Source organism: Caballeronia sp. RCC_10 (assembly GCF_041360715.1).
Classification (GTDB): domain Bacteria; phylum Pseudomonadota; class Gammaproteobacteria; order Burkholderiales; family Burkholderiaceae; genus Caballeronia; species Caballeronia grimmiae.
In genome coordinates, this window is sequence record NZ_JBFUPT010000013.1 from 13844 (window position 1) to 40511 (window position 26668).

Annotated in this window: 17 protein-coding genes and 1 pseudogene; 13 read left to right on the plus strand and 5 right to left on the minus strand. The window is 65.5% G+C overall.

Going from position 1 to position 26668, the window contains the following annotated elements:
* Window positions 1-12: 12 nt before the first annotated feature.
* The 6 genes and pseudogenes from AB6804_RS21330 (at window position 13) to AB6804_RS21355 (ending at window position 7726) form a co-directional block, all read left to right on the plus strand.
* A complete protein-coding gene (locus AB6804_RS21330) occupies window positions 13-477 on the plus strand; it encodes a MaoC family dehydratase (RefSeq protein WP_370888271.1) in 465 nt (154 codons plus the stop codon).
* Between the two features lie 28 nt (window positions 478-505).
* Window positions 506-2185, plus strand: coding sequence for an alpha/beta fold hydrolase (locus AB6804_RS21335; protein WP_370888149.1), 1680 nt, complete (start codon window positions 506-508; stop codon window positions 2183-2185).
* A 39-nt stretch (window positions 2186-2224) separates the two neighbouring features.
* Window positions 2225-3037 (plus strand): poly(3-hydroxyalkanoate) depolymerase, encoded by an 813-nt coding sequence (gene phaZ, locus AB6804_RS21340; RefSeq protein WP_370888150.1) that lies wholly within the window; start codon window positions 2225-2227, stop codon window positions 3035-3037.
* A 78-nt stretch (window positions 3038-3115) separates the two neighbouring features.
* Window positions 3116-4918 carry an acyl-CoA dehydrogenase gene (locus tag AB6804_RS21345; RefSeq protein WP_370888151.1) on the plus strand — a complete coding sequence of 601 codons (1803 nt, stop codon included), beginning with the start codon at window positions 3116-3118 and terminating at the stop codon, window positions 4916-4918.
* Window positions 4919-5125: 207 nt separating this feature from the next.
* Window positions 5126-5408 (plus strand): annotated as a pseudogene (locus AB6804_RS21350) (transposase); the annotation flags it as partial.
* Between the two features lie 608 nt (window positions 5409-6016).
* Window positions 6017-7726, plus strand: coding sequence for a hypothetical protein (locus AB6804_RS21355; protein WP_370888152.1), 1710 nt, complete (start codon window positions 6017-6019; stop codon window positions 7724-7726).
* Between the two features lie 343 nt (window positions 7727-8069).
* Here the strand turns inward: AB6804_RS21355 and AB6804_RS21360 are convergent, their stop codons facing one another.
* The 5 genes from AB6804_RS21360 to AB6804_RS21380 all read right to left on the minus strand — a co-directional run bounded on the left by AB6804_RS21360 (window position 8070) and on the right by AB6804_RS21380 (window position 13479).
* Window positions 8070-9416: a PQQ-binding-like beta-propeller repeat protein gene (locus AB6804_RS21360; protein ID WP_370888153.1), complete on the minus strand. Its 1347-nt coding sequence runs from the start codon at window positions 9414-9416 to the stop codon at window positions 8070-8072.
* A gap of 614 nt (window positions 9417-10030) precedes the next feature.
* Entirely contained in the window at window positions 10031-10753 is a 723-nt protein-coding gene (gene arsH, locus AB6804_RS21365; protein ID WP_370888154.1) for an arsenical resistance protein ArsH, read from the minus strand.
* Window positions 10754-10783: 30 nt separating this feature from the next.
* Window positions 10784-11854 (minus strand): ACR3 family arsenite efflux transporter, encoded by a 1071-nt coding sequence (arsB, locus tag AB6804_RS21370; protein ID WP_370888155.1) that lies wholly within the window; start codon window positions 11852-11854, stop codon window positions 10784-10786.
* A 472-nt stretch (window positions 11855-12326) separates the two neighbouring features.
* Window positions 12327-12650, minus strand: a complete 324-nt coding sequence (locus AB6804_RS21375; protein WP_370888272.1) for an ArsR/SmtB family transcription factor — start codon at window positions 12648-12650, stop codon at window positions 12327-12329.
* Between the two features lie 388 nt (window positions 12651-13038).
* Entirely contained in the window at window positions 13039-13479 is a 441-nt protein-coding gene (locus tag AB6804_RS21380) for a diacylglycerol kinase (RefSeq protein ID WP_370888156.1), read from the minus strand.
* Between the two features lie 231 nt (window positions 13480-13710).
* Here AB6804_RS21380 and bcsB point away from each other — a divergent pair, with 231 nt between their 5' ends.
* Genes bcsB through bcsA form a run of 7 tightly spaced genes read left to right on the plus strand, consistent with a single transcriptional unit; the run spans window position 13711 to window position 26638 of the window.
* Window positions 13711-16065 (plus strand): cellulose biosynthesis cyclic di-GMP-binding regulatory protein BcsB, encoded by a 2355-nt coding sequence (gene bcsB, locus AB6804_RS21385; protein ID WP_370888157.1) that lies wholly within the window; start codon window positions 13711-13713, stop codon window positions 16063-16065.
* Between the two features lie 3 nt (window positions 16066-16068).
* Window positions 16069-17262 (plus strand): cellulose synthase complex periplasmic endoglucanase BcsZ, encoded by a 1194-nt coding sequence (gene bcsZ, locus AB6804_RS21390; protein ID WP_370888158.1) that lies wholly within the window; start codon window positions 16069-16071, stop codon window positions 17260-17262.
* Window positions 17259-21212: a cellulose synthase subunit BcsC-related outer membrane protein gene (locus AB6804_RS21395; RefSeq protein WP_370888273.1), complete on the plus strand. Its 3954-nt coding sequence runs from the start codon at window positions 17259-17261 to the stop codon at window positions 21210-21212. Before bcsZ ends, AB6804_RS21395 begins: the two co-directional genes overlap by 4 nt.
* A gap of 17 nt (window positions 21213-21229) precedes the next feature.
* A complete protein-coding gene (gene bcsE / locus AB6804_RS21400; protein ID WP_370888159.1) occupies window positions 21230-23137 on the plus strand; it encodes a cellulose biosynthesis protein BcsE in 1908 nt (635 codons plus the stop codon).
* Window positions 23138-23139: 2 nt separating this feature from the next.
* On the plus strand, window positions 23140-23349 hold the full coding sequence (locus AB6804_RS21405; protein ID WP_370888160.1) for a hypothetical protein: 210 nt from the start codon (window positions 23140-23142) through the stop codon (window positions 23347-23349).
* Window positions 23346-24113: a cellulose biosynthesis protein BcsQ gene (gene bcsQ, locus AB6804_RS21410; protein ID WP_370888161.1), complete on the plus strand. Its 768-nt coding sequence runs from the start codon at window positions 23346-23348 to the stop codon at window positions 24111-24113. The genes AB6804_RS21405 and bcsQ overlap by 4 nt, the downstream gene beginning before the upstream one ends.
* A complete protein-coding gene (gene bcsA / locus AB6804_RS21415; RefSeq protein ID WP_370888162.1) occupies window positions 24110-26638 on the plus strand; it encodes a UDP-forming cellulose synthase catalytic subunit in 2529 nt (842 codons plus the stop codon). The genes bcsQ and bcsA overlap by 4 nt, the downstream gene beginning before the upstream one ends.
* The last annotated feature ends 30 nt before the right edge of the window (window positions 26639-26668 follow it).

Consider the following 26668-nt stretch of genomic DNA (forward strand, 5'->3'; position numbering starts at 1 on the left):
ACGGCCATGAGCATGACGACGCGCGGCTATCGCGTCGCGACGATCGAAGACTTCGTCGGGCAGGAACTGGGCGTGTCGGAATGGGTGATCGTCGATCAGGCCCGCATCGACGCCTTCGCGCAATGCACCGGCGATACGCAGTGGATTCATCTCAACGAAGAGCGTGCGAAGCGCGAAAGCCCGTTCGGCGGCACCATCGCGCACGGCTATCTGTCGCTTTCGCTGCTGGCGGCGCTCGCGATCGAAGTGGGCGTCGTGCCGGCGGATGCATCGGCTGCGCTGAACTACGGCATCGACAAGGTGCGCTTCATGACGCCCGTTAAATCCGGCGCACGCGTGCGAAGCCGTGTCGTGCTGACGTCCGTCGAAAGAAAAGGCGGCGGGCGAATTCTTTTGAAGACCGGCAACGAGTTGCAGATCGAAGGCGAGGACAAGCCCGCCCTCATCGCAGAGACGCTGGTCATGATCCTTGCATGATGGAGTGCGCAGAGAAATGGCATCAGACATGACGAATTTGAACGACGACATCGCCGCACGCGCAACCGATGGCATGCCGGGACCGAATCCGTTCGTCGGGCTGCGGCCCGTCGACATGCTCGCAGCGGCAGGACAGATTGGCGCGCAGGCCGTCCTTCATCCCGCGCTGATGATGCGGCAGACCACGGCGTTGTTTCGCGATCTCGCATCGGCGGTGGTCGGCAATGCAGCGTCCGCGCCGCAGCCCGGCGACAAGCGCTTCGCTGATTCCGCCTGGCGGGAACAGACGGTGTATCGCACCACGATGCACGGCTACTTCGCGTGGCGCGATGCGCTGACCGGCCTGGTCGAAGGTTCCGCGCTCGATCAGGCGAGCAAGGAGCGCGCGCAGTTCGTGCTGTCGCTTATGACGGACGCACTGGCCCCGACGAATACGCTCGCCGGCAATCCGGCGGCGATGAGGAAGCTGGTGGAATCGAACGGTGCGAGTGTCGTCGCCGGGATGAAGAACATGCTCGGCGATGCGCTCGGCAACAAGGGCATGCCGTCGCAAGTCGACAAGCGCGCGTTCAAGGTCGGCGGCAATCTCGGCGCGTCTCGCGGCGCCGTGGTGTTTCGCAACGAAGTGCTCGAACTCGTTCAATACGAGCCAGTGACGCCGAAGGTTCACGCGCGTGCGCAATTGATCGTGCCGCCGCAGATCAACAAGTTTTATATCTTTGATCTGGCCGCAAAGAAGAGCATCGTCGAGTATCTGGCCGAGAACGAGTTCCAGGTGTTCGCCGTCAGCTGGCGCAATCCGGATGAAACGCATCGCGATTGGGACATGGATACCTACGTCGCCGCGCTCATCGAAGCGATCGACGCGGTGCGCGACATTACCGGGCAGGCGGACGTGAATCTGCACGGCGCGTGCTCCGGCGCGATGACCATCTCCGCGCTGCTCGGCCATCTCGCGAGCCGAGGCGACACGTCGGTTCATGCGGCCACGCTGATGGTTGCAGTGCTGGACAACGCATCGCCGTCACAGCTCGGACTCTTCACGACGCCGGAAGCCGTCGAAATCGCCAAGCGCAACAGCAAGGCGAAAGGCGTGCTGTCGGGCGACGACATGGGCCGCGTCTTTGCATGGATGCGTCCCAACGATCTCGTGTGGAACTTCTGGGTCAACAACTATCTGATGGGCGAAGCGCCGCCTGCCTTCGACATCCTTTATTGGAACAACGACACGACGCGTGTGCCGGCGAAGCTGCACGGCCAGTTGCTCGATATCTTCACGCAAGGCCTGCTGACGAAGCCTCGTGCCTTGACCGTACTCGACACGCCGGTTGATCTGTCGAAGGTCGAGTGCGACACCTACGTGATGGCCGGCATGACCGATCACATCACGCCGTGGAGAGGCGTCTACGACACGGCTCGCGCGTTCGGCGGCAAGACGCGCTATGTGCTGAGTTCCAGCGGTCATATCCAGAGCCTCATCAATCCGCCCGGCAATGCGAAGGCAAAGTTCTTTTATAACGATGCGCTTCCCGGCGACGCCGACGCATGGCTCGCCGGCGCGACGGCGAAAGCGGACTCGTGGTGGACCGACTGGCGCGAGTGGCTCGCCGAACGGTCGGGCGAACGCCGCGCGGCGGCGAAGGCGCTCGGCAACAAGCGGCATCGGCGGCTGGACGATGCGCCGGGCCGCTATGTTCTCGAAGCGTGATCCACGAAGCTCATGACACGGATAACAACGATGCGCACGATGAACATACGGACCGTCGATATCGACGGACAACAGATTCGCGTCGGCGTCTGGGGTGGCAGTGATGCTTCGCCGCCGCTCGTGGTGTTCAACGGCATCGGCGCGAATCTCGAACTGATTCGGCCGTTTGCCGAGGCGCTCGGCGATGTGGAAGTTGTGATCTTCGATATTCCCGGCGTGGGCGGATCGCCTGCGCCGCTCATGCCGTATCGCTTCTCGACGCTCGCCGCGCTCACCGACAAGCTGCTCTCGAAGCTCGGCTACAACGGCCCGGTCGATGCGCTGGGCGTGTCGTGGGGCGGGGCGCTTGCGCAGCAGTTCGCGTATCTGTATCCGGTCCGATGCCGGCGGCTCGTGCTGGCCGCGACATCGCCGGGCGTCATCATGGTGCCGGGGCGGCTGTCGGTGCTGTCGAAGCTGGTCGGTGCACGGCGCTACCGCGACGCGGATTATCTGCGTGAAGTCGGCGCGGAGATTTACGGCGGCGCATATCGTCGCGACCCGGTTTTGCTCGAAGAACACGGACGGCACATTCAGGCGCCGGGCGGCCGCGGCTACCTGTATCAGCTATTGGCGACATGCGGATGGAGCAGCCTGTTCTGGCTCGGCGCGTTGCGCCAGCCGACACTGGTCATGCATGGCGACGACGATCCGATCGTGCCGCTCGTCAACGCACGGGTGATCGCGAGCCGCATCCGGCGGGCGACGCTTCATGTGATCGAGGACGGGCATCTGTTTCTCATCACGAGGACGGAGGAAATTGCGCCGCTCGTGCGCGAGTTCCTGCTGGGCGCGCAGGTCGAAGGACGTTAGCCCTTCATCGAATTGTGGAATCAACCACTGAACATTTGCAAGTGCGGCGCGATGCGCGCTGCGAACACGGAGACAACGATGAGCTACACCCCTCCCGTCAAGGACATGATGTTCGTGATCGAGAATCTGGCCGATATCGCACGCGTGAGCCAGCTACCCGGTCTCGCCGATTCGAATCTCGACACCGCCGGCGCGATCCTCGACGAAGGTGCGAAGCTCGCAGCCCAAGTCATCGCTCCGCTCAACGCGCTGGGCGACCAGCGGCCGAGCACGTGGCATGACGGCCACGTAAAGGCCACGCCCGGCTTCGGCGACGCGTACCGCCAGTACGCGGAAGGCGGCTGGCAGGGCATCAGTCACCCGACGGAATTCGGCGGACAGGGCTTGGCCAAGCTGATCGCGTCGCCGTGCATCGAAATGCTGAACGCGGCGAATCTCTCGTTCGCGTTGTGCCCGCTGCTGACCGATGGCGCCATCGAGGCGTTGCTGATCGCGGGATCGGACGAATTGAAAGCACGATATCTGCCGAAGCTGATCGAAGGCACGTGGACGGGCACGATGAATCTGACCGAGCCGCAAGCGGGGTCGGACCTGTCGCTGGTGCGCTCACGCGCAGAACGTCAGGATGACGAAACATACCGGATATCGGGCACCAAGATTTTCATTACGTGGGGCGAGCACGATATGGCGGAGAACATCGTGCATCTCGTGCTGGCCCGCACGCCGGATGCGCCGGAGGGCGTAAAGGGCATCTCGCTCTTTGTCGTGCCGAAGTTTCTCGTGAACGATGACGGTTCACTCGGCGCGCGTAACGACGTGCAGTGCGTGTCGATCGAACACAAGCTGGGCATCAAGGCGAGCCCGACCGCCGTGCTCCAGTATGGCGACAACGGCGGCGCGATCGGCTATCTCGTGGGCGAGGAGAATCGCGGCCTCGAGTACATGTTCATCATGATGAACGCGGCGCGCTTTGGCGTGGGGCTGCAGGGTGTCGCGCTGTCGGATGCGGCTTATCAGAAAGCCACCGCCTACGCGCGGGAACGGGTACAGGGCCGTCCTGTCGATGGCAGCGGCGCGGGGGCTGTGGCGATCATCGATCATCCCGATGTACGGCGGATGCTCGGCACGATGCGCGCGATGACCGAGGGCGCGCGCGCACTGGCGTATGTCGCGGCGGCGCACGCGGATATCGCCAATCACGACAACGATGCGGCGACGCGCGCCCGGCATCTCGCGATCCATGAGTACCTCGTGCCGATCGTGAAAGGCTGGAGCACCGAAATGGCGATCGACGTGACGAGCCTTGGCGTGCAGGTTCATGGCGGGATGGGCTTCATCGAGGAAACCGGAGCGGCGCAGTTTTATCGCGATGCCCGCATTCTGTCGATCTATGAAGGCACGACGGCGATTCAGGCGAACGACCTGGTGGGCCGCAAGACGATGCGCGACGGCGGCGCGGCGGCGCAGGCGCTGCTGGCGGAGATCGACGCGACGCTTGCTTCGTTGAAAACCATCGATGCGGGGAACGCTGCGCGTGTCTTCGACGCGATGCATTGCCGGCTGGCGGACGGGCGGGACGCGCTTGCTAACGTCGTGACGTATGTGCTGGAGGCGGGCAAGCGGGATTCGCGTGCGGTGTTCGGGGGCGGCGTGCTGTATGTGAAGCTCGCGGGGATCGTGCTGTCGGGGTGGCAGATGGCGCGGGCGCTGATCGTCGCGCAACGGAAGCGAGCGGAGGATCCGGGGTTTTACGGGGCGAAGATCGCGACTGCGCATTGCTTTGCGGAGTTTGTGCTGACGCAGGCTCGTGGGTTGGAGTCGGCGATTGTTTCCGCGCGTGGGGATGATGCGGTGTTTGCGATGGCGGAATGGGACATTTAAGAGGCCGAGTGCCCTGTTGGCGGGGAAGCGGACTCGTTGGACTAGATGCAACGTGGTTTCCGGACGGGTAATGCATAAGCTGTCTGAGGGGCGGCGGAACAGGCTGGACGTGCAAGTGTCCATTACCGGCCGACCCTGTCGGAAAACTCGGCGAATCGGATGTCGGTTGCCTACCCATGATGCATTGGGTTACGGGAGCGTATCGCTATGATGCGTCGTCAAGGTGGCGCGCAAGACAAACTCTTCTACTCGCTCAACCTTGACGATCACGTGCCGCAGACGCACGTGTTGCGCGGCATTGATCGAAACTTCTAGCGTCACGGCTTGAGAGAGCATCCGTGACCTCGCTACGCGTATCGCTGGTTTTGTCAGCTTGGTCTTAAAGATCCCGTGCCTAACCATTCGAGCTTTTTTGAAGAACCGGCATGACCGTTTCCGAGACAGCGACGCCTTGCGGCATGTGTTCGAGTCGGTTTTGCGTCGCTGCATGAATGTCGTGAGCCGTCCCTTCAATTTGTCCGACCATCCAGGCCGGGAATAGCGTTTCTCAACAGAATCGGTTAAGGTCGGCCGGTGGTCCTTCTCGGGATTGACACCGCGTCGCTCGACGATGCGTCGGACATGGCGCATTGTTCTAATCGCTGTGCTGAGAAACGATTCGTTCCTGCGCTGCTCGCCAAGTCAGTGCTCGCACAATGATGAGACAGAACTTGCTTCTGGCAGACCTGCATCTGGTGTGAGGCGGTCCAAACGGACTGGCTTCGCCGCTCCATTGCGTCTATAACGCCGAGAACAGAGGTAGTGACGTGCCGGCTGACATGACCGACGCGGCTTGGGGGGCTGCTCGCCTGGCTCCACCTAAAAGCTCTGAATTGAATCCGACCGTACTAATGTTCGTGTTAGTGATTTTTATGGTCTCAGGCGATACCTTTCGGTAAGGCGGAGCTGCAGACTTCGCGATTCATGACGATTCCGTTCGACAATCAGGAGTAAGTCAGAGGTACCACTCAACAACGGAACAAAGTGTCGCCACGGTGCTGCAGCTTGGCCACGTTCTCTGCGAGGACAAATATAGTGCCAGTAGACCAAGTCGAAACAATGCAAGAGGTGAGCAGTCGTGAGCCTCCGTTCGCGCAAGAAGGACTCAGTGGGCGCAGTTGGGCGGCCTTGCTAATCGGGCTCAGTACGCTGTCCCTTGCGATTACCGGCTTCACGATCGGCAATAACAACATCTTCCATTTACCGATCCTGGAGGGCTCGTGGCGCGAACCTCAATTCGCGCATGATGCCTTCATGCAGTCGCTACGTTATTTTTCTTCCGGTTTTTGGCTGATGCAGGTAGGGATCGCTGACGACAGCAATGTGCTGAAATATTTCCTGCCATGGCTGTTCATTTCCCGACTGGTCTTTTTCGCTGGCATTGGCTCCTGGATCGCGGTCTTGGGGCTGAAGGGGCGAACGCAAACCCTGATCTTTATGCTGCTGAGCGCGGTGATCAGCTTGCTGCGCGGCGAATCTTTCGCCGGAGATGGCGGAATCGCTATCGGTCAATTCACCCACTCGGAACTGGGCAACGGCTTGAGCCTGATCGCACTCTCGCTGGTGTGGCGCCGCTGCTATGGCTGGGGGCTGGCCCTCGCGGGGCTGGTATTTTTCCTCAACGTATTCATGGCTGTGTGGCTCGCTCCGCTGATGGTGACGATGGTCGTGCTGCAATGGCGAGAACACCGGCTGAGCCTTAGCCTCCTGATGCGGAAAAGCTGGCCTGGCTTGCTAGCCTGTGTCGTGCTGGCCGTCCCAGTGTTGACCAGCCTCGCGCTCAATCCGGAATTGGGAAGAAGGCCGGAGTACGATTACCGCGTGTTTCTGCTCGAGCACTGGCCTGATCACTTCCTGGCGATGCACTTGGCTGTCATGCAATACGTTGGCTTCGTGATCGTTATCGCCACGGCCATCGGCTCGGCATTGCAGTTGCCGCGCGATCCGGCGCGGCTGATATGTTCGCTGACGGGTGTGATGCTGGCAATCTGGGCAATCGGCGCGCTGCTGCCTCTACTCACTAGCTCACCCACACTGTTCAACCTTCACTTGCTGCGCTCGACGACGTATCTGCAAATATTGGCCGGACTTGCGCTCGCAGCCCTCATCACCCGATGGATGACCTCGGCGAATAAGGCCGATCGCTTTTTATGGGCGCCCATCCTGGTGCTATCGGTGGTGGTCAAACCCATTGGCGCTGCAGCGCTGTTTCCGGTGCTAGCGGTGCGGAAGGCCTGGCGCCCCGGCACGCGCCTCGCCAGCCCGATCGTGGCGGCACTGCTTCTAACGCTGAGTAGCGCTGCAACCGTGGCCGTGATCGTTAAGCAATATCGTCGGGATTCATACGCCGCCGCAAAACGGGAGGACTGGCTGGCCCTGGCTAGCTGGGCCAAAGCCAGCACGCCTCCTGATACGGTCTTCCTTTTGCCGGTGATGCGGCTTCACGACCGCAGCCCCTTGCCGACGGCGCCCGCACGCATGACGGATCTGCTGGTCGGCAGCGAGGTGTTTCCCGCGATGTCTCACCGCCAGGTATGGGTGATCGGCAAATATGGCGCGGCGGCGCTATGGCTGCCCAGCTACTACCCTCTTTGGCACGAGCGGATGGTGGGCAGTCTCCTTGCCACGAGCCTGTCTGAACGCCTGACCTACGCCCGCAGTAATGCTATCGGCATGGTGGTGGACGATTGCGGCGTCGCGGGCAGTAATGTTCCAGTCTATCGGTCGGGAAACGTCTGTGTCTTTCCATCGAATCATGCGGAACGGTGAATGAGCGATGGCAGATGCCGGTCTTCGTAGTCGAGGTCGTTAAACGGCCGTTTATCGGCCAGGTTGGGCCATTCGAAGAAGCTCACGGAAGGCCCGCACGATTCGCTTGCCGCCGATCGAATCAGGCAGCACCAGCGACAAAGTCGCGTCAGATGCTCAAAGCGTCCAATGCAGCAGGATCCTGCCGTCGCCGGCGAATTTCATCGAGGCATGCTTGCGTCACTGAATCAGTGAACTATGCACGTACCTGCCACCTGTGCATCGGATGCGTAGTGTTCTGCAGAATCACCAGGCACGGTGAATCCCGCGATGTCCACGAACACGGAATCGATCACGTTTCCGGCTACAAGCCATAAGCACGAATCTTGTGATCGAAGCCCGCAACGAAGAGCTGCCCGTTGACGACTGTCGGCGACGTGAAGATACCTCCCGTCACACGATCCGCCTCGGGCAGATTGTTGGTACTCCAAAGCTGTGAGCCGCTCTGTGCGTCGACGGCGAATACCTCGCTTCCAATGCCGTCGGCGTAGTAGACAACGCCGTTCGCGACGATCGGTGAGATTGCCGGGTTCGCTCCTGCCGAGTTCACGCCTACGGGCAGATTCCATGCGATCGCGACCGAGCAGTCCGACTGAATCGACAACGCAACCAGGCCGTGCTGCACGAGTCCCGTACTCGAATCGACTGGATTCGCCAGATAGATTCGATTGAGCGCCGGATCGAATGCCGGCAAGCCGATGAAACCTCCCGACGGGGTGCTGCGGCCTATCTGGAACGAATAGATGGGACCGTCGGCAAGCGTATTGCGGTCGTAGATGTGCAGTATGCCGGTCTTCTGCATCGCGGCCAGCATCGGATGGCATGCGGGGGTCTGAAAGAGCAGGGGCGTTGCGCCAAAATCCACGTCGACGGTCGTCGAGATCGGCGGCGCATTGGCCGCATCGATCGTCAGGTAGGGCGTGAGCCTGACGACGTGTTCGGCGTAAGAAGAGTTCTGCGCATCCGCAAAGGCGTTGCCTGTGGCCGTGTAGATCCATAGGCCGTTCGGCGAAATGGATACACCGCCCGGACCCCAGATTCCGCCTCCATCGGGACCGGTCTCGCCGGTCGTGTACCACCTTTGCAGTACCGCGAGGTTCGTCGTCGAGACACGCACGATCTGACCGTGGTAAGGCCGCCTGTCGCATGGGCCGGCGGTAGTGATGTAGATGTCGGAGCCGCTCAGCGTGGGGCTGCCGAAGACGATCGTCCGCGGCGAAGCGTTCGCTGCGTCCAGCAACTGAGTCCACGGCATGACGTCGTTGCCCGTCGACAGGTCGAGCGCGTGCAGGAAGCCGTAGCCCGTGACCACGTACATCCGGTTGGTGTTCCGGTCGAGCGTCGGCGTGCCGATCGTGCCCACGAAGCCTTGCGAGGCGTCGAAATTAACACAGCTCGTTTGCACCGTAGGCGCCTGCACGCTCCAGATGATCGCGCCGGTCGCTGCATTCAGGGCCACGATTCGGCCCGACCACGTCGCGGCGTACACGACATCGGTCGGTTTGCCGTTGATCTGGACTCCGGTGACGAGCGTCGGCTGCGTGGTGATGGGACCGCCTATGTCGGTGGCCCAGTGTGCGCGTAGTTGCGATACGTTGCCGGTGTTCAGCACGCGCTCGACCGCGTTGAACCCGGAGCGCTGACGATCCACTCCAAATGTCGGCCAGTCCGTTGCATCGATGAGCGCAGCGGCGCCCGGGATCGTCGATGCCGTGTTCCTGCTTAATTCAGGACTGGCGACAAACGGTGGATCCCTGCGAGGCGCACTTCCGCCTCCGGCACCCTGGGCCAACGCCGCGGTCATCGATAAAGTGGACGCGATGCCGAGAAGCACCGCGAAAACGCGATGCGCGCAATCGATTCGTTTCATGCCACACCTCTCGAGCGAGACAGTACCCGGATGCAACGGTCTGTGGGATATTAAAGAGCAAAGCGCGCGCACGAGCGCCACAGGTTCGGCGTGTCGGCTGTGCGGGACGGTCGATGTCCGCGCGAGCAACGGCGTGCAAGCGCGTCACCTTGTTATAGCAGGTCTTGGGGCGATGCGTTGAACGCTTCAGGTCTGGACATTCGTCCATAAAACGAACGTGCGCGGGTTTGCGTCTTGGCTCATGCCTCTATCGCGGCGAGGTCCGATGCTACCGCTCGTCGAAGATGATGATGCTGCTTGGCGAGCGAGCTTCGAGGGCCGCACACGCGGCACACAGGCGAGCCGTGAATCACGGAATGACGCTGAACGTGAAGGCAAACACGAACACGCTGCAGTCAGATGGCCGATTGATTTAGCCGCTTCATCAACGCCTCGGCGCTTTCTTTGCGTTCGCTGTACCGGTCTACGAGGTAGGGACCAATGTCGCGTGTCAGCAGCGTGAATTTGACCAGTTCTTCCATCACGTCCACGACGCGGTCGAAATACGCTGAAGCTTTCATGCGGCCGGCTTCGTCGAACTCCATGAACGCCTTGGCCACCGACGACTGGTTGGGAATGGTCAGCATGCGCATCCATCGTCCAAGCACGCGCATCTGGTTGACGGCGTTGAACGACTGCGAGCCGCCGCTGACCTGCATCACGGCGAGCGTCTTGCCCTGGGTCGGCCGCAACGCCCCGACCGAAAGAGGAATCCAGTCGATCTGCGCCTTCATGATGCCGGTCATTGCGCCGTGCCGTTCGGGCGAGCACCACACCATCCCTTCCGACCACAGTACCAGCTCACGCAGTTCGGCCACCTTGGGATGGCTCTCCGGCGCGTCGTCCGGCAACGGCAAGCCACTCGGATTGAATGTGCGCACTTCGGCGCCCATCGCCGTGAGTAAGCGCGCGGCTTCTTCGCTCAGCAGACGGCTGAACGAACGCTCGCGCAGCGAACCGTAGAGCAGCAGGAAGCGCGGAGAATGGCGCGAGGCTTCGACAGGCTTCAGACGATTGATGTCGGGCACCCGAAACAGCGCTGCATCGACCTGCGGGAGATCATTGGTGAGATCGGACACGTTTTCCCTCTGTGAGTGTTTCCGTATTCCTCAGGCGCGCTCGTACCAGTCCTTCGAACGGTTGACGATGCGCACGACCAGCAGCATCACCGGCACCTCGATGAGCACGCCCACGACCGTCGCGAGCGCGGCCCCTGAGTTGAATCCGAACAGGCCAATTGCCGTCGCGACAGCGAGTTCGAAGAAGTTCGATGCGCCGATCAGCGCGGACGGACACGCAATGCTGTGCTTTTCACCAACAGCGCGATTGAGCCCGTACGCGAGGGCCGAGTTGAGAAACACCTGGAGCAGAATCGGTACAGCCAGCAGCACTATGACGAGCGGCTGCTTCAGGATGGCCTCGCCCTGGAAGGCGAAGAGCAGCACCAGAGTCGCCAGCAACGCGGTGATGGACCATGGCGCGATCCTTCCTATCGCCGAGTCGAACGCCGCTTGCCCATTGGCGAGCAGCGCCTTGCGCAGGATCTGCGCGAGGATGACCGGCGTCACGATGTACAGCACGACTGAGGTAAAGAGTGTCGCCCACGGCACCGTGATCGCGGAAATGCCGAGCAGCAGGCCGACGAGCGGCGCAAAGGCGACCACCATGATGCTGTCGTTCAGCGCGACCTGAGACAGCGTGAACAGCGGATCGCCACCGGTCAGCCGGCTCCAGACGAAGACCATCGCTGTGCACGGCGCGGCGGCAAGCAGGATCAGTCCCGCGACGTAGCTGTCGAGTTGCTCGGCAGGCAGCATCGGCGCAAACAGGTGCTTGACGAAAAGCCAAGCGAGCAGTGCCATCGAGAATGGCTTGATCAGCCAGTTCACGACGAGCGTGACGCCGATCCCCTTGACGTGCTGGCGCACCTCGTGCAACGAGCCGAAATCGACCTTGACGAGCATCGGGATGATCATCACCCAGATCAGCAGGCCGACCGGCAAATTGACGTGCGCAACTTCCATTCGACCGATCGCATGGAACACACCAGGCAGGACCCGGCCCAGCAGAATGCCGGCGACGATGCACAGCGCAACCCAGACGGTCAGGTAACGCTCGAAGAAGCTGATGGCCGGTTTCGCGGCCGGCTGCCCCGGAGCGGCAACGTGGGGGATGTTCATGGAAAGATTCGATGCAAAAAGTTTGGCCCCTGAACGCCCGGCTTGCCCTTGGGAAGCACAGTGCGCGCGAACCTGTGCATGCAGGGAATGCGTACATTCATGGTCATGGTGTTCACTGCTGGCAGCGTGGTACGACAGGCCGAACCGGCGAATTCAGCAGGGACACCACAGAGTTTTCCGCGCGGAGGGTAGCAGGACGTTGCTCCTGCGGACGGCGACCTCCGCTTTCTCTCGTCCTGTGCCGGAGCGCCATCCAGTGTATGGAATCGCGCTCGACCAAATACCTGGGGAGCGACTATCCAGTGCTCGTCGCTGCGCGCATGGCAAGAGGTAAATGCGCCTTCACCGAGCAGCGCTATGTCCGCGGCCTCAGCTCTCTACGCAAGTTCGGCCGCATCGTTGGCGGCGAACAGATTGAGATAGAACGCGACACTGGCGGCGAGGTCGTACAACCGCTTCATGGAGGTCTACGTCAGCATTTTGCATAGCTCCGTGCGATGTCAAGGCAAGGCTGCCCCTGGCAGCACTCTTCGGTCAGAAAGCCAAGCACTCCGCTCATCCGTTCATAGTCGGCCCGATAAATCAGGCTGCGCCCGTCGCGCTCCTGCGTGACGAGCCCCGCGTGCATCAGTTCCTTCAGGTGAAAGGAGAGCGTCGCGTTAGGAACGTCGAGTTGTTCCGCGATGGCGCCCGGCGTCAAACCGGTCGGCCCAGCGACGACCAGCATCCGGAATACGCGCAAGCGTAGTTCGTGCGCGAGCGCCGCAAGGGCGCGAACGACGTCTTTATCTTCCATATTTCGAATATAGTCGAAATGAGACTTTGAGGCAAGCTGCTGCGACGGGGGACTTTGCCGTACTACCGCCCAACGATCGAAGGGCGGTTTAGGGCCCGGAAACGGCCATAACACGCCCGCATCTTGCCGATACCCCGCTGCGCCGTCGCCCCCGAACAGTCATCAGGATGCCGTCCTCCCGGGGCTTAACAAGCCAAGCGCTACTTGAGCAAATCGCGTTTCCTTGCCGCATCGCCGACCAAGAGTCAGCCTCCTTCGCCGCATTCTGAACGCCGCCATCACTCCCGGCCGCGCCGTGCAGCACTACGATCCCCCACGCCACGCCACGCCTCCTCAAGTTTCCCCATCCCCCGCCGACATACAGATCAGTCACGTCGACACGCGCGCGTCACAGATGCGTGCTCAGCCATCGCCACACATGCGGGCCGCAGATCATGCCCCAGGTCATCGCGCTGATCACGATCGACACGGTGACCGCCGCGCTGCCGCAATCCTTCGCCCGCCCGGAGAGTTCGTGCCGTTCCAGCGAGATGCGGTCGATCGTCGCCTCGATGCTCGAATTGATCAGCTCGACGAGCAGCACCAGCAGCACCGACGCCGCGAGCAGCACGCGCTCGACCGTGCTTACCGGGACGAAGAAGGCGATCGGCAGCAGCACGATGGCCGCGCAGGCTTCCTGACGGAACGCGCTTTCCTCGCGCCAGGTGACGGCGATGCCGTCCCACGAGTGACGCAGCGCAAAGAGGCCGCGCAGCAGACCGCGCCGTTTGACGATGGCGCTCCCGGTGGCGGAAGACGGTGACTTGGAAGTTGGAGTTGGCCGGACCATGACGCGACGTGGCGGTTATTTGTTTGAAGGATGCCCGAGTTGAACCGAACTGTCCGACATTATGCGTTTGTTCCGCCCGCTCTTCGGCAGCACGGGCGGGGAAATTCATCCCGGAGCGCCAGCGCCGCCCAGCCAGCCGCGCCGGCCAGCCAGCCGCTCGCCGGCAACCGTCGCCACGATGCCACACATCCGCCGCGCGGCGCGCGCTCACGACTCCTTCCCGATCTGCCGATGAAATTCGCCGTACGCTTCTGCCTGTCGCTGGCAATGGCCGTCCGCGCGCTCGATGCCGCCGCGCTGCCCGCCGCCGTTCCCGCATCGCCCGAAGCGCCGGCCAGCGCCAGTGTCGCCGCCGTCGCCGGTAACGGAAACGCCAGCGCCAACGCCAACGCCAGCGCCAGCGCCAACGCCAACGCCAACGCCAACGCCAACGCCAACGCCAACGCCAACGCCAACGCCAACGCCGCGACCATCCACGTCCCGTTCTCCGCGCTCGGCGCGTGGCAGCCGCTGCAGCTGCGCGGCCTCGAAGACGCGCGTTCGGTGGCGCTCGGCGTGCGGCTCGACCGCGTCGTCACCGGCGCGCGCTTGCGTCTTCGCTATACGTATTCGCCCGCGCTGCTTTTCCCGCTGTCGCACGTGAAGGTGTCGATCAACAACGAAGTCATCGCCACCGTGCCGTTCGACAAGGAGCACGCCGGCTCGGTCGTCACGCAGGACATCCCGCTCGATCCGCGCCTCTTCACCGATTACAACCAGTTCGGGCTGCGCTTCATCGGCCATTACACGCTCGATCATTGCGAAGATCCCGCGAACACCGCGCTGTGGGCCGATGTCAGCCCGGCGAGCGAGTTCATCCTCGATACCGCGCCGATCAAGCTGCCGAACGATCTCGCCCTGTTGCCCGCGCCGTTCTTCGATGCCCGCGACGTCAACCGCCTCACGCTCCCGTTCGTGCTGCCCGCATCGCCCGACACCGCGACGCTCAAAAGCGCGGGCGTGCTGGCATCCTGGTTCGGCTCCCTCGCCGATTACCGGCAGGCGCGATTCCCGGCGCTCGGCGCGTTGCCCGCGAACGAGCACGCGGTCGTCATCGGTACGCGCGACCGCTTGCCGGCTGGCCTCGACCTGCCGCGCATCGACGGGCCGACGATTCTCGTCGCCGATAACCCCGCGTCCGCCGATCGCAAGCTGCTGATCGTGACCGGCCGCAACGCAGCGGAAGTCGATCAGGCGGTCTATGCGCTCGTGCTTGGCCGCACGGCCATGTCGGGTGCGTCCGCGAAGGTCGAGCGCGTGGACATTGGCAAGCCGCGCGAGCCCTACGACGCGCCGCGCTGGATGCCGACGAACCGCCCGGTGAGCTTCAAGGAACTCGTCAGCGACACGTCGCAGCTGCAGGTGTCGGGAAGCGCGCCCGACGCGATCCGCCTCAATCTGCGCGTGCCCGCCGATCTGTTCTCTTGGAACTCCGCAGGCGTGCCGCTGAATCTGAAGTACCGCTATACCGCGCCGACCGTGCAGAACAACTCCGCGCTCGCCGTCGATATCAACGACCAGCTCGTGAAGTCGTTCCGCCTGCCCGTCGCCAAAGCCGACGACAGCGAGGGCCGCATCCAGTTGCCGCTGCTGTCCGGCGCGAACAGCGGCGCGGCCAACGCGCTCGACATTCCCGCGTTCCGCGTCGGCAGCTCGAACCAGTTGCAGTTGCGCTTCAACCTCGATTCGCAGAAGACCGGCCTGTGCGCGGGCGTGCCGACCAATCCGGCGCGTGCAGCCGTCGATCCGGATTCGACCATCGACTTCTCCGGCTTCGTGCACTACGCGCAGATGCCGAATCTCGCGTACTTCGCCAACAGCGGCTTCCCATTCACGCGATACGCCGATCTCTCGCAAACGGCCATCGTGATTCCCGACCGTCCCGCTCCGAGCGAACTCGAAGCGATGCTGACGATGCTCGGTCACATGGGCCAGTGGACCGGCTTTCCGAGCCTGCGCGTGACGATCGCCCATCCCGGCGACATGCCCGGGCTCGCGCAGAAGGATCTGCTCGTGATCGGCGGTGCGCCTTCGTCGCCGGTGTTCGCACGCTGGCGCGATGCGCTGCCGCTCAGCATCGGCAATCCGGCCGCGCAGAAGGACGGGCTCGCGCGGGCGGCGTTCTCAATTCAGGAGCAGTGGCGCGACGGCAAGCGTGTCACGCACGGCGGCGCATCGCTCGATCAAAGCGGACCGCTCGCCGCGCTGATGGGCTTCCAGTCGCCGGGCGCTAAAGGGCGCAGCGTGATCGCGCTGGCCGCGACCGACCACGGCCGTCTCGGCGACCTGCTCGACGTGCTCGAGCGGTCCGAGCGCATCACGCAAGTGCAGGGCGACGTGTCGCTCGTGCGGCGCGGCGGCGTCGACAGCATGCGCGTCGGCGAAAGCTATGTCGTCGGCTATGTGCCGTGGTACGCGAAGCTGTGGAGCCACGCGGTGGCGCATCCCGTGCTGCTCGGTCTGTTCGGCGCGCTCTCGGGCCTGCTGCTCGCCGTCGCCGCATTCGCCGCGCTTCAGGAACTGGCCTCGCGCCGCAAGGGGCTTTGAGCGATGACTTCCGTTCTTCGCCGGCTGGCCGGCGTGATCGCGATGGCGGCGCTCGGCGTGGCTCTCGCCGCGAATGCAAGCGCAAGCGCGGGTGAACTCGCCGCGCAAGGCGAGGGCGCAAGCGCGCCGCTCGTCTGCCAGCCGTCGTGGCCGCGCTGGGATGCGTTCAAGCGCCGCTTCGTCTCGCAGGACGGCCGCGTGATCGACGTCGGCTCGGCCGACGAACGCACGGTGTCGGAAGGGCAGTCGTACGCGCTTTTCTTCGCGCTCGTCGCCGACGACCGCGCGACCTTCGACACGATCCTCCACTGGACCGAAGACAAGCTCGCCGCCGGCGACCTCACCGCGCGGCTGCCCGCGTGGCTGTGGGGCCGCGACGCGTCGGGCGCGTTGCGCGTGCTGGATACCAACGCCGCCTCGGACGCCGATCTGTGGATCGCCTACGCGCTGCTCGAAGCGGGCCGCGCGTGGGGCGAGCGCAGCTATACGGCGCGCGGCGCAGCACTCGCGCGGCGCGTACTGGACGAGGAAAGCGCGATGGTACCCGGCCTCGGCCTCACGCTCTTGCCCGGCCCGGCAGGGTTTCATCCGTCAGCCGATGTGTGGCGCGTGAATCCCAGCTACGCGCCGCTGCAGGTCATTCGCGGCATCGGCGCACGGCTGCCGGACGACGCGCGCTGGCCGCGCCTCGCCGCTTCGTCGGCGCGCATGCTGATCGATTCCGCGCCGCGCGGATTCTCGCCCGACTGGGCGCTGTATCGGGCCAATCACGGTTTCGAGCCGGACGGCGATACCCAGGCCGAAAGCGCCTACAACGCGATCCGCGTCTATCTGTGGGCGGGCTTGCTGGCCTCGTCCGACGATGCGCGCCCCGGTCTCCTGCAACGCTTCGCGCCGTTCTCAGCCTACATCGGCGAGCGCGGTGCGCCGCCCGAGCGCGTCGATACGCGCACCGGCCGCGCGGGTCCGAACGACGGCAACGCGGGCTTCTCCGCCGCCGCCGTGCCGTTCCTCACGTCGCTGGGCGAAACGCGTCTCGCGGACGCTCAGGCCGCCCGCGCGCAAGCCGAAACCGCGCCCGGCTATTACACGAGCGTGCTGACGCTGTTCGGCCTCGGCTGGCGCGAGGGACGTTACCGCTTCGCGGCGGACGGCGCGTTGCAGACGGCGGCATCGCAATGCGGAGGCATCCGCTGATGCGCGCGCTTCGCACGAAACCGGGCCGGTTGCGCGCCGCGCTGATATCGGCGAGCGCTGTATGCGCGGCGCAACTGCCGGCGCTGACCGCGCACGCCGCGATTCCCGAGGCCGGGCGCAATGCCAAGACGCAAGCCGATGCGCCCGCGCTGCCCCCGATGGCCGAACGCCTCTACGGCACCGCGCGCGCGTGGGCGAACCGGCATCGCGACGATCTCGCGTTGCAGGCCATCGAAAAGGCGTTGCTGATCGCGCCAAACGAGCCGCGTCTGCTCGCGGAACTCGTGCGCATTCAGCTGCGGCTCGGCCAGGCGCAGAAAGCGCAGGCGACGATCGCGCGCCTGAAAGCCGCCGCGCCCGGCACTGTCCTCACGCGGCAAGTCGACGATGAATACCGCGTCGCGGTGAGCGGACGCCAGGAGATGGCGACCATCCGGCTGCTGTCGCGCAGCGGCCAGACGGAAGAAGCCGCGCGCCGTCTGAGCGCGCTGTTTCCGAACGGCGCGCCGTCCGGGGCGCTGGGCGCCGAGTACTATCAGATGATGGCCGCGACGCCCGCGCGCCGGAACGAGGCGCTCGATGCGCTGCATCGCCGGGTCGCCGCCGATCCCGATGACGTCGACGCCGCGCTGACGCTCGCGCGGCTGCTGGGCACCAGCGACGCGACGCGCGCCGAGGCGAACCGCATCGCGTGGAAGCTGGCGACGCACACCGACGCCGACCGCAACACGGCGCTCGACGTATGGCGTCACGTGCTGCAATCGGCGGGCGCGGACACCGCGTATCTGCCGGCGCTGCGCGCGTATCTCGCGCTCGTTCCCGACGATGCCGAATTCAAGGACCGCGCCGATCTGCTCGACGCGCGCATCGAGGCGCAGAAGAAGCTGGAACGCGATCCGGATTACATCGCGCAACAACGCGGCCTCGCGGCGCTGACGCGCGGCGATGTCGCTGCGGCCGAGCCCTTGCTTGCGCGCGCCGCCGCCGCCCGCCCGAGCGATGCCGAAGCCGTCGGCGGTCTCGGTCTCGTGCGCATGCGCGCGGGCCAGCGCGACGAAGCACGCGCGTTGTTCGAACGCGCGGCCGCGCTCGCGCCCGACAACCGCGCGAAATGGCAGAGTCTCGCGCGCACCGCGCAGTTCTGGGGCACGCTCGCACACGCCCGCGACGCCGCGAGCGCGGGCAAGCCGGCCGATGCCGAACGCTACGCCCGCGAAGCCCTCGCGATGCAGCCCGGCAATGCCGACGCCCAACTCATGCTCGCCGATGCGCTGCTCGCGCAAGGCAACTGGCGCGCCGCCGAACCGATGCTGCGCGCGCAACTCGACGGCCCCGCGCCGAGCCTTCCTGCGCTGCGCAGCACGCGCACGCTGCTCGAAAGCACGGGCCGCGGCGATCAGGTCGCGCCGCTCATCGAAGCCCTGCAAAGCCGTTTCGCCGATGCCGGTGATCGCCAGAGCCTCGTCGCGATGCGCGCGGACCTCATCGCGGCCAACGCGCAACAACTCGCCGAGCGCGGCCTGAACGGTCCGGCGGCGCAGCAGTATGAAGCGTCGTTGCGCGTCGCGCCGGATCAGCCGTGGACGCGCTTCGCGCTCGCACGCATCTATCAGAACCTGGGCTTGCCGCAACTGGGCCGCGCCGTCATGGACGATGGCCTCGCGCGCACGCCGACCACGCCGATGCGTTACGCAAGCGCGCTGTATCGCAATTCGACGGACGATCTCGCCGGCGCACGCGCGGCGCTCGCATCCGTGCCGGACACCGAACGCACCGACGCAATGCGCGCGCTCGCCCGCAATCTCGATGCCCAGCAGGCGTTGATCGATGCCCGCGCCGCCTGGGCGCGCAACGATGCGGCTACGGCGCAGGCATCGCTCGATCGCGCGCAGTCGGCGGCGTCCGGTGATGCGAACATGCTCGCGTCGATCGGCTCGCTGTATATCGATCACGGCGAGACGGCGCGCGGTCTCGCGCTGCTGCGCGACTGGATGAAGGCGCATCCCGAGGAGACCGACGCCGATGTGCGCCTGCGCTACGGCGATCTGCTCGGCGCGGCGAGGCGCGAAACGGAACTCGCCGATGTCCTCGCGCAAGTGCGCGGCGCGGCTACGCTGACGCCGCGCCAATCGGAACGGCTCGAAGATCAGTCGCTGCGGATGGTGCTGCGCCAGGCCGACGGCGCCATCGCCGCGACTGACTATCCGCGCGCCCGCGCGCTGCTCGCCACCGTGAGCGACGCTGGCCGCCGCGACAAACGCTATGCGTTCGAAGTGGCGGATCTCGCCCGCGTGCAGGGCGACTACGCGGCGGCGCGCGCGGCGCTCGCGCCGGTGCTGGCCGCATCGCCCGACGATGCCGAAACGCAGCTTTCGCTTGCGCGCGTGCTGGGCGACAGCGGCGGCAGCGGCGAACGCAAGGACGCGCTCGCGATCGTGCGCCGCGTGGTCGATGCCGCGCCGCCCGACGATATCGACACGCGCCTGTCCGCCGCCCGCCGTCTGTCGGCGCTGCGCCGCCCGCAGGACGCGCAGGGCATCGTGCAACCGCTGCGCACCGCGTATCCGGCGCGGCCGGACGTGACCTTGCAGGCGGGACGCGTCGCGGAAGACCTCGGCGATTACGCCGATGCGGCGTCGCTCTACCGGCTGTCGATGGATCAGGAGCGCGCGGCCGGCATCGCGCCCGCGTTCGGCACGCCCGCCGGCGCGATCCGCCCGACGCCCGCGCAATCGGCCTTCGACGACCTCGGTCAGCGCCGCAACCCGGAAGTGGAGACGGGCTGGATTCCCGCATACAAGTCCGGCGACGCGGGCGTGTCCGAGTATCACGCGCAGCAGGTGCCGTTGTACGTGCAGATTCCGTATCGCTACGACGGCCATTTCTTCGTTCATGCCGATGCGGTGCATCTGGACGCGGGGACGCTCGATATCAGCGGCCTTAGCGGATCGACGGTGCCGTTCGCCGTCAACACGTTCGGCACGACGGCGGGCTTTTTCAGCGATGCGGCGGCGCTGCGCAGCTATGCGGCGGGCGCCGTCACCTCCGGCGACCTGCATCAGCACGCGAATGGGCTTGGCGGCGGCGTCGGCTACGTGTCGGACACGTGGCGCTTCGACCTCGGCTCGACACCGCTCGGCTTCCCGGTGCATTACCTTGTCGGCGGCGCGCGTTACCGGTTCGACGCGGGTCCGGCTAGCTTCTCGGTGTCGGCGTCGCGCCGTCCTGTGACGAGCAGCGAACTCGCCTACGCGGGACTCACCGATCCGCTCACGCATACCGTCTGGGGCGGGGTGCGGCGCGACGGCTTGGATTTTCATGTCGGCGCGGACATCGGCAAGATCGAAACCTTCGCGGATATCAGCGTCGGCGTGCTGACCGGGCGCAATGTCGCGAGCAACCAGGAATTCACGCTGCGCACCGGCTTCAGCGTGCCCGTGTATCAGCGCGCGACGATGCGCGTGCTGACCGGTCTCGTCGGCAACGCGTGGCACTACACGAACAACCTGCGCTACTACACGTTCGGGCAAGGCGGCTATTACAGCCCGCAGCGGTATCTGTCGCTCGGCGTGCCGCTGGAATTCATGGGCAAGCGCAACGGCTTCATGTGGGACGTCACCGTGACGGCCGGCGTTTCGAACTCGTACGAGAAGGATTCGCCGTACTTCCCGAACGGGCTGCCGACGGTGGCGGGTCTTTCGCCGGTCGATATCAGCCAGCTCAAGTTCACGGGCGGCTCGACGCAGGGCGTGAGCTTCTCGTATGGCGTTGCCGCGACCGTCGAGTACCGGCTGAATCCGCAACTGGCCGTCGGGGCGCGCGTGAGCATCGATCATTCGCATGACTACGCGCCCAGCTCCGGCATGATCTACGCGCGCTTCGCCTTCTCGGCGCGCAAGGACGATTACCGCATCAGCCCGTCGCCGGTGCGGCTGTATTCGAGTTATTGACCGGCGGCGGAAAACGAATGAGCACTGACCTGAACCCATCGAAAAGCGCGGCCGTGCAGCCGGCTGCCGCATCGCCGCGTGCGCCCGGCGTGCTGTCGGCGCTCGCTCAGTTCGCGCGCGCACGTCTTTCCCGCGCTGCCGATACGCCCGCCCGCCTCGGCATCGACGCGCTGCCGGACGATCTCGCCACGCTCGAACACGGTGCGCTGTACGCGGTGCAGCTTGCGCCGCGCTCGCCCGAATGCGATGCGCTGATCTGGGAAACAGTGCGGGCGGCGGGCGAACGCCCCGTGACCGTCGTGCTGGCGCGGGAACGCGCTCAGGCCGCCGCGCGTCTGCGCGAGCTCGGCTTCTCGGGATCGGCCGCGCCGGGCTGGCCGCGCCGGCTGAACGTGCTGGCGATGCCCGACGAGCCGGTTTCCCGCGACGAAGCCGCTCCGAACCGCGAAGCGCCGCCTGCGCTCGCGCGCCTCTTTGGCGGCTTGCGGGCGTTGCGACGCTTCGGCTTGCGCCGCGATGCGCTCTTCATCGTCGAAGGTGCGCAACGCTGGTTCACGTGGACCGATCCGGCGGCGCTCGCGCGTGAAGCACGCCTGCTCGCCGACTGGTGCGCGACGCGCGGTATCACGATGCTTCTCCTGCTCCGCGACGATGCCGCCGCGCCTGAATCCGATGTATCGCCCGATTTCGACGAAGCCAGCGACAAGTCGAGCGGACGCGAACTGAACGGCGCTTGCGCGGGCGTCGCGCGCGTGCGGCGCACGGACGGGGAACTGTCGTGGCAAGTCGATTTCTGGCGCGCGGGCAAGGCGCTCGTCACCGGCGATACGCGCGCGCTGCGCTTCACCGCCGAGGGCCGGCTGAGCGTCGCGTCGCCGGAAGCAAAAAGCGCAGCGATGCGGATTGCGCACGACGAAGACCGCGTCGTCGTATGCCGGGCCGTGACCGGCGACGAGCCGTGGGTGCCGCGCAACTGGGAACTGCACGACGACCGCGACGCCGTCGTCGCCGCCTGCCGCGATGCGCGCGCCGCGACGGTCGTGCTCGCGCATCACAACGGCGCGCAGCTCGAACAACTGTGCGAAGCGGTGCATGCGCTGCGGCGCCGCAGCGGGCGCGCGCTCAAGATCGTCGTGGTGGAGCGGGGCGAATTCCTGCGGCATCAATACGAACTGCTGATGCTGAGCCTCGGCGCGAACGCGGTCGTTGGCCGCGACACGCCGTTTTCGCGGCTCGAATCGATGCTGCAATCGGTGCAGGGCCAGCTCTACACGCGGCCGCTGATGCCGGATTACCGCACCGCGCTCGCCGCATCGCTCGCCGATGCCGCGCTCGGCTACCTGAACGTCGCCGCGTTCTGCGCGCAGGCGCAGGCGGCGCTCGCACGCGGCGCGATGCTGCGTCTGCCGCACGTGCTCGCGAAGCTCGCGCTGCCGCCCGCGCTCGCTCACGTCGATGCGCTCGGCCAGTGCCGTCCGCGCCGCGCCGGCGACGTCTTCACCGCCGATGCGGCGCATCTCTACGTCTTTCTATTCGGCTGCCGGCGCTCGGATGCCGACGCCGCGCTCGCGCGCATCTTCACTGCGCCGGTGGAAGGCATCGCGGAGAAGGTCACGTATCTGTCGAACGAGGGCATCGCGGCGGAACTGGACGCACTCGACGCCGCGAACCGCCGCACGCCGGCGGCGGACTACAGCGATCTGTTCGCGGGCCCGACGCTCGCCGACCAGCCTGCGTCACCGGCTCCCGCAGCGGCGGAACCGGAGTCCGTGCGGCGCGTGCGTGCCGAACTGGACGCGCTGCACGAGGTGCTGGAACACGAGGCGCGCGGGCATCGCGCGGATTTGACCGTCGCGGCCGAAGCCATGCCGCGCGTGCGTCGCGCGGTGCCGGCCCGCATGCCGCTCGCCGGATCGAGGAACTGAGAATGGACACTCTGCTGATTTTCGCGGTGATGGGTGCGCTCGCGGGCGTGCCCGTGTGGATCGTGTGGCAGCGACGCAGTGCGCGCAGCGGCCTGATTGCCGCGCGTCGCTTCGATCCGCGTGACGCCGTGCCGTGCCGCATCGAAGCTGTCGCGCTCAACGGCCGTCTGCTGCCGGACGCCGATGCCGCCCGCGCCGAGGGCAAAGCATGAAAACCATCGCCCTGATCTCGACGACAGGCGGCGCGGGCCGCACCACGCTCGCCGCCACGCTCGCGGTGCTGCTCGCGCGACGCGGCCGCGATGTCGTCGCGATCGACTTCGATCCGCAGAACATGCTCGGCGCGTGGCTCGGACTGGACACCCTCGCGCCGCATGGCATCGCACACGCGCTGACAGGCGCATCGCACGCGTGGCACGCGCACACGTGGCGCAACGACGACGGCGTGCTGTTCGTGCCGCACGGTCAAGTCACGCTCGACGAAGCCGCCGCCTGCGATACGCAACTCGCCGCGCATCCGCAATGGCTCGAAAACGCGATCGCGGAGATCGCGCTGCCGCAAAGCGGCGTCGTGGTGATCGACACGCCGCGTTACCCGTCGCGTCAGGCGCAACAGGCCGCGCGTGCCGCCGATCTCGTGCTGTGCGTGTGTCCGCCCGATCCCGCCGCCTGCGCGGCGTTTGTCGCGCATTTGCCCGCGTTGCGCGAAGCGTGCGGCGATGTGCGCGTCGTCGTGAATCGCCTGAATCCGGCGCGCGAAATGCAGCGCGATGTCCTCGCGATGCTGCGTGCGGCGGCGGGCGGCCTGCCGGTGGCGCAGCGCATCCACATGGAAGCGGCGCTGCCCGAGGCGTTCGCGCGGGGCGCATGGGTCATCGACGAAGCGCCCCATACGCAGGCTTCGCACGACCTGCACGGCCTCGCGCAACACGTCGATGCGTGGCTGCCTGAGATCGAACCGAGTATCGCGGCATGAATGCAACGGACGTGAAGACGCGCCGCGAGCGCGCCGTCGACTGGATCGCACGAGGGCTCGGCTTGCCCGCTCGACGCTCGCCGTTCGACTGGTGCGTGCGCCTCTTCTTCAAGCCGCCGCGCGAAGGCCGGCGCGACGTCGCCCGCGAACTGCTGCGCGCGTTCCTGCTCGCGTGGGCGCGCGAGTGGGGCGTGATCGACGTGCGCGATCCGTGGGCGTGGCTCCTGCGCGCGTTCGTGCGTGCGCCGCGCGAAGGCGGCCGGACGGTGACCGAAAGCGCGGCGCGCGTGCTGGACGCCGTCGAACGGATGCTGACGCCGGTGGCCGCCGCGATCGTCGCGGTCAAGCGCAGGGTCGACGCACGCATCGACCGCCTGCCGTGGGCGCGTGTCGGCGCGCGTCTGGAAGGCGGCGCGACGCGCATCGGCCAGGTGCGCTGGGCGCTGCCCGCAATCACCGCGTTCGGCGCGCTGATCTGGCTGATAGTCGGCACGTCGCCGCTCGGCTCGGGCGGGCAGTTCGCATTCTTCGCGGTGCTCGCGGTCTTCTCGCTGGTGATCCGCCGTCTGCCTGGACGCCTGCCGGTGCTGGTGCTCGCGACGCTCGCGATGCTCGTGACGGCGCGCTATATCTGGTGGCGCACCACGCAGACGCTCGACTTCCGCACGCCGACGGAAGCGATCGTCGGTTACGCGCTGTACGGGGCCGAAGCCTATACGTGGATCGTGCTGCTGTTCGGCTTCGTGCAGACCGCATGGCCGCTGGAGCGCACGGTCTCGAAGCTGCCCGACGATCCTGCGGACTGGCCGAGCGTCGACATCTATATCCCGGCGTACAACGAGCCGCTCGCGGTGGTGAAGCCGACGCTCTTCGCCGCGCAAGGCATCGACTGGCCCGCGGACAAGCTGCGCGTGTACCTGCTCGACGACGGGCATCGCCCGGAATTCGAGGCGCTGGCGCGCGAGGCGGGCATCGGCTACATCACGCGCGACGACAACAAGCACGCGAAGGCGGGCAACATCAACCGGGCGCTCGCGAAGACGACGGGCGAGTACATCGCCATTTTCGATTGCGATCACGTCCCGACGCGCTCGTTCCTGCAAACGACGATGGGCATCTTCTTCGCCGACGCCAAATGCGCGATGGTGCAGACGCCGCATCACTTCTTCTCGCCCGATCCGTTCGAGCGCAATCTCGGCACGTTCCGCCGCGTGCCGAACGAAGGCAATCTGTTCTACGGACTCGTGCAGGCGGGCAACGACCTGTGGAACGCGACGTTCTTCTGCGGCTCGTGCGCGGTCATCAAGCGCGGGCCGCTCGAAGAAGTGGGCGGCATTGCCGTGGAAACCGTGACCGAGGACGCGCATACGGCGCTCAAGCTGCATCGGCGCGGCTACACGACCGCCTATCTGCCGACCGTGCAGGCAGCCGGTCTCGCCACCGAAAGCCTCGCGAGCCACATCAAGCAGCGCACGCGCTGGGCGCGCGGCATGGCGCAGATTTTCCGCATCGACAATCCGTTTCTCGGGCGCGGGCTGAACTTCTTTCAGCGCCTGTGCTACGGCAACGCGATGCTGCACTTCTTCTACGGCATTCCGCGCCTCGTCTTCCTGACGATGCCGATGTGGTACCTGTTCTTCCAGATGTACTTCATCAACGCGGCGGCGACGACGATCGCGAGCTTCGTGCTGCCGTACATCGTGATCGCGAACATCGCGAATTCACGGATGCAGGGCAAGTTCCGGCATTCGTTCTGGGCCGAAGTCTATGAGTCGGTGCTCGCGTGGTATATCGCGCTGCCGACGACCATCGCGTTCCTCAGCCCGAAGCACGGCAAGTTCAACGTGACGGACAAGGGCGGCCGCATCGACGAGACGTATATCGACTGGGCGATGAGCAAGCCGTATCTGTTCCTGCTCGGCCTCAATGCGGTGGCGATGTCGGTCGGCATCGTGCGCCTCGTGTTCGGTGCGGGCGACGAAGCCGCGACCATCCTGATGAACGTCTTCTGGACGATCTACAACCTCATCATGCTCGGCGCGGCGGTGAGCGTCGCACGCGAGGCGAGGCAGGTGCGCGCGACGCATCGCATCGCAATGACGATGCCCGCGACGCTCGTGATGAACGACGGCAGCATGGCCGCGTGCACGACCAGCGACTATTCGACGGGCGGCCTCGGCCTCGTCGTCGAGCCGGGCAGTCTCGCGCTCAATGCAGGCGATTCGCTCGGCGTCGTCGTGAGCCGGGGCGAGCGGCAATTCCACTTTCCGGTGCGCGTGACGCGGCTGGCCGGCGCGCATCTGGGCGTGAGCTTCGATTCCCTGACGCTCGAAGAGGAGCGGCGTCTCATGCAATGCACGTTTGGCCGTGCGGATGCGTGGATCGAATGGGACGAGCGCACCGAAAAGGATTCGCCGCTCAGGGGCCTGAAGGAAGTGCTGTTGATGGGGGTGGAAGGCTATGCGCGCCTTTTCGATGGAGCGCGCCGGGCGCTGATTTCCGGACTCGCGCCCGAGCGGCATTAAAGCTTTGTCGCGTATGTGCCGTAGATGATG

Excerpts from the sequence above, each read along its gene's own strand:
- bcsZ (WP_370888158.1), top strand. The coding sequence starts at position 16,069 with ATGACTTCCGTTCTTCGCCGGCTGGCCGGCGTGATCGCGATGGCGGCG.
- AB6804_RS21355 (WP_370888152.1), top strand. The coding sequence starts at position 6,017 with ATGCAAGAGGTGAGCAGTCGTGAGCCTCCGTTCGCGCAAGAAGGACTC.
- AB6804_RS21345 (WP_370888151.1), top strand. The coding sequence starts at position 3,116 with ATGAGCTACACCCCTCCCGTCAAGGACATGATGTTCGTGATCGAGAAT.
- AB6804_RS21330 (WP_370888271.1), top strand. The coding sequence starts at position 13 with ATGACGACGCGCGGCTATCGCGTCGCGACGATCGAAGACTTCGTCGGG.
- bcsB (WP_370888157.1), top strand. The coding sequence starts at position 13,711 with ATGAAATTCGCCGTACGCTTCTGCCTGTCGCTGGCAATGGCCGTCCGC.
- AB6804_RS21335 (WP_370888149.1), top strand. The coding sequence starts at position 506 with ATGACGAATTTGAACGACGACATCGCCGCACGCGCAACCGATGGCATG.
- phaZ (WP_370888150.1), top strand. The coding sequence starts at position 2,225 with ATGAACATACGGACCGTCGATATCGACGGACAACAGATTCGCGTCGGC.
- bcsQ (WP_370888161.1), top strand. The coding sequence starts at position 23,346 with ATGAAAACCATCGCCCTGATCTCGACGACAGGCGGCGCGGGCCGCACC.
- bcsA (WP_370888162.1), top strand. The coding sequence starts at position 24,110 with ATGAATGCAACGGACGTGAAGACGCGCCGCGAGCGCGCCGTCGACTGG.
- bcsE (WP_370888159.1), top strand. The coding sequence starts at position 21,230 with ATGAGCACTGACCTGAACCCATCGAAAAGCGCGGCCGTGCAGCCGGCT.
- AB6804_RS21405 (WP_370888160.1), top strand. The coding sequence starts at position 23,140 with ATGGACACTCTGCTGATTTTCGCGGTGATGGGTGCGCTCGCGGGCGTG.
- arsB (WP_370888155.1), bottom strand. The coding sequence starts at position 11,854 with ATGAACATCCCCCACGTTGCCGCTCCGGGGCAGCCGGCCGCGAAACCG.
- AB6804_RS21375 (WP_370888272.1), bottom strand. The coding sequence starts at position 12,650 with ATGGAAGATAAAGACGTCGTTCGCGCCCTTGCGGCGCTCGCGCACGAA.
- AB6804_RS21380 (WP_370888156.1), bottom strand. The coding sequence starts at position 13,479 with ATGGTCCGGCCAACTCCAACTTCCAAGTCACCGTCTTCCGCCACCGGG.